The following is a 10962-nucleotide window of genomic DNA, read 5'->3' on the forward strand; positions in this document are numbered from 1 at the left end:
GTCGGCCACTAGGTGTAGTGTCTTCGGTACTGGAAGACGGGATGAGATCAGCGTCGGCCGCGAGCGGCTGAGCAGCGGTTTCGGGTACGGATCCAGGAGTTTGCGCAGCGTAGTCGGATCAAAGCACTGCATACGGATCACAGGCTGTGGATCAGGCATAGGAGAGAGGGACATCAATGACCATCACCGTGTACACCAAGCCCGCTTGCGTCCAGTGCAATGCCACCTACAAGGCGCTCGACAAGGCTGGGGTGGACTACGAAGTCATCGACATCTCCGAGAACGACGAGGCGCGTGATTACGTCATGGCGCTTGGTTACCTGCAGGCGCCGGTCGTCGTCGCCGGTGAGGACCACTGGTCCGGCTTCCGGCCCGACCGCATCAAGTCGCTCGCGACCGTGGCGGCCTGATCGCATCCAGCTTTCCGGTGCATCCGATGGAAGGGGGAGGAGGTAGCCATGTCTACAGGGACAGCGTTGGTCTACTTCTCCAGCGCCTCGGAGAATACGCACCGCTTCGTCGAGAAGCTGGGACTCCCGGCGACTCGCATACCACTGCACACCGCTGACTCGCTGCGCGTAGACGAACCATACGTGCTGATCGTCCCCACCTATGGGGGCGGTCGGCACGTACTGGGGGGAAATAGATCCGATAAGGATTTCGTGCCGCGGCAGGTCGCCAAGTTCCTCAACGATCCGCACAACCGTGCGCTGCTGCGCGGCGTCGTCGCGGCGGGAAACACGAACTTCGGCGATACCTATTGCCATGCGGGCGAGGTGATCTCGCGTAAGTGCGGGGTGCCCTACCTGTATCGCTTCGAACTCATGGGAACCGCTGAGGACGTCGAGCGCGTCCGAGAGGGATTGGGATTGTTTTGGCAACAGCAACGACAGCACCGACCGGCAAGACAGCTCGCTTAGAGCAGCCCCCGGTCCGTACCGCCGAGACCGGCGAGGTCATGGACTACCACGCCCTCAACGCGATGCTGAACCTGTACGGCGCCGACGGCAAGATCCAGTTCGACAAGGACCGCGAGGCCGCGCACCAATACTTCCTGCAGCACGTCAACCAGAACACCGTCTTCTTCCACAATCTGGACGAGAAGCTGGACTACCTGGTCGACGAGAACTATTACGAGGCAGAGGTTCTCGAGCAGTACAGCCGCGCGTTCATCAAGTCGCTGTTCCAGCAGGCCTACGCCAAGAAGTTCCGGTTCCCGACCTTCCTCGGCGCGTTCAAGTACTACACCTCCTACACACTCAAGACCTTCGACGGCAAGCGTTACCTGGAGCGGTTCGAGGACCGGGTTTGCATGGTCGCGCTGACACTGGCGGCCGGTGACGAGGTGCTCGCGAGCAAGCTGGTCGACGAGATCATCGACGGGCGCTTTCAGCCCGCCACCCCGACCTTCCTCAACTCGGGCAAGAAGCAGCGCGGTGAGCCGGTGTCCTGCTTCCTGCTTCGCATCGAGGACAATATGGAGTCGATCGGGCGCTCCATCAACTCGGCGCTGCAGCTGTCCAAGCGCGGCGGCGGAGTTGCCTTGCTGCTCACCAATATTCGTGAGCACGGCGCGCCGATCAAGAAGATCGAGAACCAGAGCTCGGGTGTCATCCCGATCATGAAGCTGCTCGAGGACTCGTTCTCCTACGCCAACCAGCTCGGTGCGCGACAGGGGGCGGGCGCGGTGTATCTGCACGCGCATCACCCCGACATCTACCGGTTCCTGGACACCAAGCGGGAGAACGCGGACGAGAAGATCCGCATCAAGACACTGTCTTTGGGTGTGGTGATCCCGGACATCACCTTCGAACTGGCGAAGAAGAACGAGGACATGTACCTCTTCTCGCCATACGACGTGGAGCGCATCTACGGCGTGCCGTTCGCCGATATCAACGTCACCGAGAAGTACTACGAGATGGTCGACGACAAGCGCATCCGCAAGTCGAAGATCAAGGCGCGCGAGTTCTTCCAGACCATTGCCGAGTTGCAGTTCGAATCCGGCTACCCGTACATCATGTTCGAGGACACGGTGAATCGGTCCAATCCGATCGCGGGCAAGATCACGCACTCGAATCTGTGCTCGGAGATCCTGCAGGTGTCGACGCCGTCGCTGTTCAACGACGATCTGTCCTATGCCAAGGTGGGCAAGGACATTTCCTGCAACCTCGGCTCGTTGAATATCGCCAAGACGATGGATTCACCCGACTTCGCGCGGACCATCGAGGTGGCGATCCGGGCGCTGACCGCGGTATCGGATCAGACGCACATCTACTCGGTGCCCTCGATCGAGCAGGGCAACAACGAATCCCACGCGATCGGCCTCGGCCAGATGAATCTGCACGGGTACCTGGCTCGCGAGCGGGTGCACTACGGGTCCGAAGAGGGTATCGACTTCACCAATATCTACTTCTATACCGTGGTGTACCACGCGATTCGGGCCTCGAATCTGATCGCGAAGGAGCGCGGCGCGTACTTCGGCGGCTTCCCGGAATCCAAGTACGCCTCCGGTGAGTACTTCGACAAGTACACCGATCAGCTGTGGGAGCCGAAGACCGAGCGGGTCGCGCAGCTGTTCGCCGATGCGGGCGTGCACATTCCCACCCAGGACGACTGGCGTGAGCTGAAGGCCTCGGTCATGGAGCACGGCATCTATAACCAGAACCTGCAGGCCGTCCCGCCGACCGGTTCGATCTCCTACATCAACCACTCCACCAGCTCGATCCATCCGGTGGCGTCGAAGATCGAGATCCGCAAGGAAGGCAAGATCGGCCGCGTCTACTACCCGGCCCCCTACCTGACCAACGACAACCTCGAGTACTACCAGGATGCCTACGAAATCGGCTACGAGAAGATCATCGACACCTACGCCGCCGCCACCCAACACGTGGACCAGGGCCTGTCGCTGACCCTCTTCTTCAAAGACACCGCAACCACCCGCGACCTCAACCGCGCCCAGATCTACGCCTGGCGCAAGGGCATCAAAACCCTCTACTACATCCGCCTGCGCCAAATGGCTTTGGAGGGAACCGAAGTAGAGGGCTGCGTCTCCTGCATGCTGTGATCACGCGTCCCTGCGGCAACGTATTCCGTTGCCGCAGGGGCTGTTTCGTGAAGAAGCGGGCCTGCGGGCTTCGATCGGTCAGCGCAGGGCGGGGGCTATTTCGCGTTCGAACAGGTCGATTCCGGTGGTGTCGTAGGCGGATTCGGGGAAGTTGAAGATGGCGTAGCCGAGGCCGAGGTCGCGGACTGCGGATAGGCGCTCGGTGATCTGTTCGGGGGTGCCGACCGCGGGGGAGGTGCGCAGCATGCCGTCGACGAAGGATTTGGCCTGGTCGTCGCTGATCACGGTGGCCAGGCGGGTCTGCAGGGCCGAAAGGCGTTGCTCGACTTCGGCTTCGGTGGATCCGATGACGGCGTTGAAGTTCGAGGAGCGCACGATGGCATCGAAATCGGTGCCGACCTCGGCGCAGTGCGCGCGCAGAATCTCGGACTTGTGCGTGAATTCCTCGGGTGCGCCGCTGAAGTTGGTGTACTGGGCGTACTTTGCCGCGATTCGCAGTGTCTTCTTCTCGCCGCCGCCCGCGACCCAGATCGGAATACCGCCCTCCTGTAACGGAAGTGGCCGCACGATCGCACCGTCGACCTGGTAGTACTTACCGTCCAGCGTGGCCTTGCCCTCGGCCCAGGCTTGGCGGAAGATCTGCACGCCCTCGTCGAGCCGACCGAGTCGCTCACCCGCGGACGGGAATCCGTAACCGTAGGCGCGCCACTCGTGTTCGTACCAGCCGCCGCCGATACCCATCTCGACCCGGCCGCCGGAGATCAGATCCGTGGTCGCGGCGACCTTGGCCAGGTATGCCGGATTGCGGTAACTGATCGCGGTACACATCTGTCCCAACCGAATTCGCGATGTGGTAGCCGCGAACGCTGCCATCAGCGTCCACGCCTCATGCGTCGCCTCCTCCGTCGGCACCGGCACCGTGTGGAAGTGGTCGTACACCCACAGCGACTCCCAGATATCTCCGGCATCGGCCCGCTGGGCGAGATCGCGCATCACCCCCCACTGCGCCGCCGGGTCGATATCGACCAAATCCAGCCGCCACCCCTGTGGAATGAAGATGCCGAAGCGCACAGATCTCTCCTTCGTGTGTTTACACCGAAACTAGCCGCAACGATCCTCGCGGGCCTCCCGTGATCGGCGCAGAGTTCGGCTCGGTCTGCGTCGAATCTCCTGCAGGCCGGAAACTCGCTGGCCCGACTTCGAAATCGCCGACGGTGCGACCTTGACATCCTGACACCGGATGTGGGTCCGGTCATATCCGAGCGAGATATCGTCGGTCTTTACGCGATTCGAGTGTGAACACCCGGGTCGGCGCATGTATCCTTCAACCGGAAGCTGTGCGGTCGCCCGATCCGGGCGGCGCATTCGAGTAATCCGCAGTGGTGACGGCCCTGTGGCGGTGTCGAGGAGGTGGGGTTGCGATGCGCAGCGAACCTCCCAGTCGAAGGCCGCGCGGCGCCGCCCCTTCGTAAAACCGTCCTGTAGCCGGTCCCGGGGTTGGTGCCCGCGGTGTGACTTCGTTTTTCGATTCACTCGCTAACTCGCCGTGTGCTGAGGACCTCCCATGTCGCAGACCGATCTCATCGAAGCACGTCCGACGCTGTCCGCATCCCTGCAGGACATCGTGGACACCCATCGTGTCGACGCCGCGCTCGACTGGCTCGACAACCAGCAGCCGCATGTCATCGCGGACGAGCTCGCACGCATGGACGCCATCCAGGCGGGCGTCGCCTTCCGTCTGCTCGACAAGGATCTGGCGCTCGCCGTCTTCGAGGAACTCGAACCCGTTGACCAGCAACAGATTCTGGAGGGTCTGCGCGATCAGAGCTTCCGCGATCTGGTCGAAGCCATGGACCCCGACGACCGCGCCAGGATGCTGCGCGAGGCCCCGGCCAAGGTCGCCAAGAAGGTGCTGGCCGGACTGAGCGCGCGCGAACGCCGGATGACCGCTGCACTGCTCGGCTACCCAGAGGGGTCGGTCGGGCTGTACATGACGCCGGAAGTCGTTGCGCTGCCACGCAATCTGAGCGTGCCGGACGCACTGCAGACGGTCCGGATCAAGGGCATCAATGCCGAAACCGTGTACACACTGCCCGTCGTCGACGCCGGTCGCCGACTTACCGGCATTGTCGAATTGCGCGAGCTGGTACTGAGCCGTCCCGACACCATGGTTTCGGATCTGGTCGTCACCGAGCCGACGTTCGTGCGCGCGACCGACTCCGCCGAGAACGCGGCGCGGCTGATGCGCGAAACCAATGTCATCAACCTGCCGGTCGTCGACAGCGAGGACCGGCTGGTCGGGCTGCTCACCATTGATGACGCCGTCGAGGTCATCGAGGCCGCCGATAGTGAGGACGTCGCCAAGCAGGCGGGTTCGGCGCCGTGGGAGGGCCACTACATGGCGGCCAAGGTGTTCCAGCTGGCCCGCTACCGCGCACTGTGGTTGCTGCTGTTGCTGTTCGCGGCCACCCTGACGGTCAGCGTCACCGACTTCTTCGAGGGCACCCTGCAGCAGGCGGCGCACCTGGCGCTGTTCATCCCGCTGCTCATCGGCGCGGGCGGGAATGCGGGCGCCCAGGCGGCGACCGCATGTGTGCGTGCGCTCGCGGTCGGCGAGGTACGTGGGTCCGACCTGTTCAAGGTGATCTGGCGCGAATGCCGCGTAGGCTTGGTCCTCGGCACCATGCTGGCCACCGCGGGCGTCGCCATCGGCGCGCTGTTCGTCGATCCGGGCACCGCGCTGGTCGTCGGCATCACCCTGGTCATCATCTGCGGCTGGGCCGCGACCATCGGCGGCACGATGCCATTGCTCGCCAAGCGATTCCGCATCGATCCGGCGGTCGTCTCGGCCCCGATGGTCACCACCCTGGTCGACGCCACCGGCCTCATCATCTACTTCACCACCGCCAAGCTGGTTCTCGGCATCTGAGGCGAATCATCCTGGCGCACAAGGCCTGCCGCCTCTCGAGCGAACGTCAGGCAAAGAAATCTGGCTCGGTTCCTCGGGACCGAGCCAGATCGCGTTGCGGGTAGCTCAGAACTCCCAGTCTTCGTCTTCGGTATTGACGGCCTTGCCGATGACGTAGCTCGAGCCGGAGCCGGAGAAGAAGTCGTGGTTCTCGTCGGCATTGGGGGACAGGGCCGAGAGGATGGCCGGGTTGACCTCGGTTTCGTCCTTGGGGAACAGGCCCTCGTAGCCGAGGTTCATCAGCGCCTTGTTGGCGTTGTAGCGCAGGAACTTCTTGACGTCCTCGGTGAGGCCGACCTCGTCGTAGAGATCCTGGGTGTATTCGACCTCGTTGTCGTAGAGCTCGAACAGCAGCTCGAAGGTGTAGTTCTTGAGGTCGTCGCGCTCGGCCTGACCGAGCAGCTCCAGACCCTTCTGGTACTTGTAGCCGATGTAGTAGCCGTGCACCGCCTCGTCGCGGATGATCAGGCGGATCAGGTCGGCGGTGTTGGTGAGCTTGGCCCGCGAGGACCAGTACATCGGCAGGTAGAAGCCGGAGTAGAACAGGAAGCTCTCCAGCAGGGTGGAGGCCACCTTGCGCTTGAGCGGATCGTCGCCGCGGTAGTACTCGAGCACGATCTCGGCCTTGCGCTGCAGGTTTCGGTTCTCCTCCGACCAGCGGAACGCGTCATCGATCTCGCGGGTGGAGCACAGTGTGGAGAAGATCGAGCTGTAGCTCTTCGCGTGCACCGACTCCATGAACGCGATATTGGTGAGCACCGCCTCCTCGTGCGGTGTCGCGGCGTCCGGGATCAGGCTCACCGCGCCGACGGTGCCCTGGATGGTGTCCAGCAGCGTCAGGCCGGTGAAGACCCGCATGGTCAGTTGCTTCTCGTCGGCGGTGAGGGTGTTCCAGGACGGGATGTCATTGGACACCGGCACCTTCTCGGGCAGCCAGAAGTTGCCGGTCAGGCGATCCCAGACCTCGGCATCCTTCTCGTCGGGCACCCGATTCCAGTTGATGGCCGACACCCGATCGATCAGTTTCATCCTGCCTCCACACCCTTCCCGAGCACGCTGCCGTCACGGAATTGCTACGCCCTGGACACTACTCCTTGGGGGTGACAAGTCCATGCAGCACAACACCTTGTGTCGCAGCGGCGTCTTTCGCTGTGGCGCAGATGCGCCGGTGAGCACCGCGTGCGGCACCCATTGTGCGGCACGCGCCGCGAAATCCACGCATCGCGCCGTATAGGCGCAGCATCACCTTTTCACTCGCGGATGTCGGAACCCGGCAGTAGCATCGGTCCGACCGAGTGGCGGCAACCGAGGGGGCCCGATGTCCGCACCGACCGACCCGGATATGTCCGATCTGCTCGGCCGACTCGCGCGGGTGCCGAGTGGCCGTCGGAGCAAATGGGTGGTGCTCGGCGTCTGGATCATCGCCCTGTTGGCACTCGGCACTTTCGCCGGAAAGCTCACCGGCGCACAGAAGAACGACAATGTCACCTGGTTGCCGGACAGCGCCGAATCCACCCAGGCATTCAAGCTGGCCGAGAAATTCGGCAACAGCGACAATATTCCGGTGGTGCTGGTGTACGAGCGCCGCGACGGGATCACCGATGCCGATCGACTGGCGGTCGGCGCCGATGCCAACCGGTTCCGGCAGGTCGAGCATGTGGCGCCGGATAAGGTGTTCGGCCCGATCCAGTCCGGCGATGGTCAGGCGCTGGAAATTCTGGTGCCGATCTCGATGGGATCCGAGGGCTGGAACCGCCTGACGAATGTGGTCGGTGGGATCAATGACGCGGCGGGGGAGCGACCCGAGGGATTGTCCTTCTATGCCACCGGACCGGCCGGGTACGCGGCCGAATTCGGCGAGGTGTTCAAGGATATCGACGGTCTGCTGCTGTACTCCGCCGCCGCGGTCGTCATCGTCATTCTGCTGCTCACCTACGGTCCGATGCTGTGGGCGTTTCCACTGATCACGGTCGGTTTCGCGCTGGTGATATCGCAGGCCGCGGTATTCGGTGCGACCAAGATCGGCCTGACTGTCAACGCGCAGAGCCAGGCCATCCTCACCGTACTGGTCTTCGGCGCGGGCACCGATTACGCGCTGCTGCTTGTCGCGCGCTATCGCGAGGAACTGCGCCGCCATCCCGACAAACACGACGCGATGGCGGTCGCACTGCACCGCGCCGGACCGGCGGTGCTGGCCAGCGGGTGCACCGTGATCGTGTCGATGTTGGCGCTGCTGGTTGCGGAAATGAACTCCACCAAGGGCATCGGGCCGGTTTGTGCCATCGGAATCACGGTGGCGCTGCTGGCGATGTTGACGCTGCTGCCCGCGCTGCTGGTGATCGTCGGCCGGTGGATCTTCTGGCCACGGCATCCGAATTTCGGCACCGCCAACGAGACCGAATCCGGCATCTGGGCGCGCGTCGGATTCGCGATTGCCCGGCGGCCGCGCACCGTCTGGATCGGCACCGCGCTGGCACTCGGCGTACTCGCACTCGGCGCCAGCGGGCTGGAGGCCGAGGGCATCGCGAATAAGGACGCCTTTGTCGGCTCATCCGCCGCGGTCACCGGAACCGAGGTGCTGGAGCGGCATTTCGAGGCGGGCACCGGTCAGCCGGTAATGGTGGTCGCCTCGTCCGGACGCGTCGATGCGGTCGCCACCGCCTTGGGATCGACACCCGGAATTACCGCGCCCTCGCGACCGATCGTCAAGGACGATCTGGCCTATTTGGAGGGCACGCTCACCGATCCGCCGGATAGTCGGGCCGCCGAGGCCACCATCGACCGGGTGCGCGCGGCCGTGCACGCGGTGGATCCGCAGGCCAGGGTCGGCGGCCAGACCGCCGTCGTGCTGGACATCAAACGCGCTGTGGCGCATGACAATCGGGTCATCGTGCCGGTGGTGCTCGCCATCGTGATGGCGATCCTGATGGTGCTGTTGCGCGCGGTGGCCGCACCGATTCTGCTCACGGCGACCGTAGTGCTGTCCTATTTCGCCGCGCTCGGGCTCAGCCGCTGGATCTTCGATCTGGCCGGTTTCACCGGCGCCGACGCCGGACTGCCGCTGCTGACCTTCGTCTTCCTGGTGGCACTCGGCATCGACTACAACATCTTCCTGATGTCGCGGGTGCACGAGGAGGCGATCAAACATCGCACCAAGGCGGGCGCGCTCATCGGTTTGGCCGCGACGGGCGGCGTGATCACCTCGGCCGGACTTGTGCTGGCAGGCACATTCGCGGTATTCGCGACCATGCCGGTGGTGACCTTCGCCGAAATGGGCATTGTCATCGCCATCGGCGTGCTACTCGATACCGTGATCGTACGTTCGATCCTGGTCACCGCCCTGACGCTGGATATCGGCGACCGGATCTGGTGGCCGAGTGCGCTGGCCCGGCCGCGTGCGGCGCCGGAACCCGAGCCGGAGATCAGTCTCAGTAAGTGACCCGCCGCCGCGCTGCCGCATTTCAGGCGCGTCGAGGAGTTACGTTGTGGCCGTCGGTTACCACGCGTTTCGCCAAGGAGGGTGTGTTATGACCAGTCCCGGCCCGACCAAGACCGGACCCGCGCTCAATGACATGACGATCTTCGCGGGCGTATTGCTTCTGATCACCGGCCTGCTGCATCTGCTCGCCGCCATAGCGGCCATCGCCAAGCGTGACCTCTTCGTCTTGACCGAGGATCAGGTTTTCCAGGTGAACGTCTCGGCCTGGGGCTGGGTCCACCTGGTGATCGCGGTGCTGATCATTATCGCGGGCGTCGGCATTGTCACCGGACAGACCTGGGCTTATCTCGCGGGTATCGTAATGGCCTCGATCAGCCTGCTGGACAACTTCCTGTTCGCGCCGATGTACCCGTTCTGGTCGTTGGTGATGATCGCCCTCGATGTGCTGGTGATCTGGGCGCTGGCGCGGCAAATCGGTGCGGATAGCACAGTCGTCCGATAGGTTTCGCGTTCTCGGCCCCCGCCCGTCGGGTACGGGTAGGGGCCGATTTGTCTGCCTACCTGGTGCGCGGCGGCGGTCCACCCGGGCCACCTTGTCCGCCGGGACCGCCTTGGCTCGGCGGCGTGCCGCCGCCGGACTGGGTGTTCTGCGATTTCTGGGCGACGCCGATGGTGATCGAAACGGTCATACCCGAACTCGGTGTGCCGGTGACCGTGGCCATTTCGGCATCCCAGCCATCGCCGAAGACGTTGTCCGAGGCGAGTGAGGTCTGGGAAAGGTTGCTGACGCTCTGTGCGTATCCGGAGTCGGCGGCGAAGACGGTGCTACAGACGTCCTGCGGCAGTGCGATCTGTGAGGTCAGGCGGGCGTTATCGCCCGCGACGGCGCTGCTGAGCGAGTCGTAGACCTCGAAATGGATATGCGGCCAGCGCCCGGAGTAGCAGGCGGGGAAGATCGAGGTGAAGCTCACCTCACCATTGGCATCCGCGACTTGCACGCCGCGCAAGTAGTTCTGGTCGGTAATGCTCTCGCCGTAGAGCGAGTATTCGCCGGAACGGTCGCAATGCCAGACGTAGACGGCCATGCCCGCCCCCGTGGCGCCGCTCTTGGCCAAGTCCTGCAGCTTCAATCGCAGTGTCATCGGAACACCCTGTGCGACACCGGAATACGAGCCGAAGCTGGTCGTGATGTCGGACCGGACCACGCCCGATTGAATCAGCACATTGGGCCCGTTGGAGCCGTCGCCCGGGTACGGGCCCGCGGTCTCCTGCGGCGCGGCGGTGACCGTGCCGGTGCTGGTGATCGTCGTGCTGGCGGCGGCCGTGCTGGACGAGGTAGCGCTGGTGGTCGTCGCCGATGCGCAGCCCGCCGCCACCGTCGCCGCCCCGGCGGCGCCGAAGAAGACCAGGGCGCGGCGGCGCGACATCACCTTCATATCGTGGGCGAGTCCCAGATCGTGCTCGTGTCCGTCGCCGTGCTGGGTGGTCGCT

At 63.9% G+C, this 10962-nt stretch carries 9 protein-coding genes; 6 read left to right on the forward strand and 3 right to left on the reverse strand.

Annotated features, from left to right (window positions below; translation table 11 throughout):
- Positions 1-176 precede the first annotated feature (176 nt).
- The 3 genes from ACQP1T_RS10090 to nrdE are packed head-to-tail and all read left to right on the forward strand — an operon-like array spanning position 177 to position 3064.
- Positions 177-410: a redoxin NrdH gene (locus ACQP1T_RS10090; protein WP_040693941.1), complete on the forward strand. Its 234-nt coding sequence runs from the start codon at positions 177-179 to the stop codon at positions 408-410.
- A gap of 48 nt (positions 411-458) precedes the next feature.
- Positions 459-920 (forward strand): class Ib ribonucleoside-diphosphate reductase assembly flavoprotein NrdI, encoded by a 462-nt coding sequence (gene nrdI, locus ACQP1T_RS10095; RefSeq protein ID WP_433759680.1) that lies wholly within the window; start codon positions 459-461, stop codon positions 918-920.
- Positions 921-958: 38 nt separating this feature from the next.
- Complete coding sequence (gene nrdE / locus ACQP1T_RS10100; protein ID WP_433759681.1) at positions 959-3064, forward strand: class 1b ribonucleoside-diphosphate reductase subunit alpha; 2106 nt, start codon at positions 959-961, stop codon at positions 3062-3064.
- Positions 3065-3142: 78 nt separating this feature from the next.
- Here the strand turns inward: nrdE and ACQP1T_RS10105 are convergent, their stop codons facing one another.
- Positions 3143-4135: an LLM class F420-dependent oxidoreductase gene (locus ACQP1T_RS10105; protein ID WP_433759682.1), complete on the reverse strand. Its 993-nt coding sequence runs from the start codon at positions 4133-4135 to the stop codon at positions 3143-3145.
- A gap of 493 nt (positions 4136-4628) precedes the next feature.
- Here ACQP1T_RS10105 and mgtE point away from each other — a divergent pair, with 493 nt between their 5' ends.
- Positions 4629-5993, forward strand: coding sequence for a magnesium transporter (mgtE, locus tag ACQP1T_RS10110; protein ID WP_433759683.1), 1365 nt, complete (start codon positions 4629-4631; stop codon positions 5991-5993).
- Between the two features lie 105 nt (positions 5994-6098).
- Here the strand turns inward: mgtE and nrdF are convergent, their stop codons facing one another.
- A complete protein-coding gene (gene nrdF / locus ACQP1T_RS10115; protein ID WP_364393736.1) occupies positions 6099-7061 on the reverse strand; it encodes a class 1b ribonucleoside-diphosphate reductase subunit beta in 963 nt (320 codons plus the stop codon).
- A 289-nt stretch (positions 7062-7350) separates the two neighbouring features.
- Between nrdF and ACQP1T_RS10120 the strand changes: the two genes are divergently transcribed.
- Entirely contained in the window at positions 7351-9471 is a 2121-nt protein-coding gene (locus ACQP1T_RS10120) for an MMPL family transporter (RefSeq protein ID WP_433759684.1), read from the forward strand.
- Between the two features lie 88 nt (positions 9472-9559).
- Positions 9560-9973 carry a DUF7144 family membrane protein gene (locus ACQP1T_RS10125; protein ID WP_433759685.1) on the forward strand — a complete coding sequence of 138 codons (414 nt, stop codon included), beginning with the start codon at positions 9560-9562 and terminating at the stop codon, positions 9971-9973.
- A gap of 55 nt (positions 9974-10028) precedes the next feature.
- Here the strand turns inward: ACQP1T_RS10125 and ACQP1T_RS10130 are convergent, their stop codons facing one another.
- Positions 10029-10907 carry an intradiol ring-cleavage dioxygenase gene (locus ACQP1T_RS10130; protein WP_433762124.1) on the reverse strand — a complete coding sequence of 293 codons (879 nt, stop codon included), beginning with the start codon at positions 10905-10907 and terminating at the stop codon, positions 10029-10031.
- Between the last annotated feature and the right edge of the window lie 55 nt (positions 10908-10962).

Origin of the sequence: Nocardia sp. CA-135398 (genome assembly GCF_050955845.1) — a bacterium.
Classification (GTDB): domain Bacteria; phylum Actinomycetota; class Actinomycetes; order Mycobacteriales; family Mycobacteriaceae; genus Nocardia.

Bases quoted from the DNA above. Each gene is read 5' to 3' on its own strand.
- ACQP1T_RS10090 (WP_040693941.1), top strand. From the start codon at position 177: ATGACCATCACCGTGTACACCAAGCCCGCTTGCGTCCAGTGCAATGCC.
- nrdI (WP_433759680.1), top strand. From the start codon at position 459: ATGTCTACAGGGACAGCGTTGGTCTACTTCTCCAGCGCCTCGGAGAAT.
- nrdE (WP_433759681.1), top strand. From the start codon at position 959: ATGGACTACCACGCCCTCAACGCGATGCTGAACCTGTACGGCGCCGAC.
- mgtE (WP_433759683.1), top strand. From the start codon at position 4,629: ATGTCGCAGACCGATCTCATCGAAGCACGTCCGACGCTGTCCGCATCC.
- nrdF (WP_364393736.1), bottom strand. From the start codon at position 7,061: ATGAAACTGATCGATCGGGTGTCGGCCATCAACTGGAATCGGGTGCCC.
- ACQP1T_RS10120 (WP_433759684.1), top strand. From the start codon at position 7,351: ATGTCCGCACCGACCGACCCGGATATGTCCGATCTGCTCGGCCGACTC.
- ACQP1T_RS10125 (WP_433759685.1), top strand. From the start codon at position 9,560: ATGACCAGTCCCGGCCCGACCAAGACCGGACCCGCGCTCAATGACATG.
- ACQP1T_RS10130 (WP_433762124.1), bottom strand. From the start codon at position 10,907: ATGAAGGTGATGTCGCGCCGCCGCGCCCTGGTCTTCTTCGGCGCCGCC.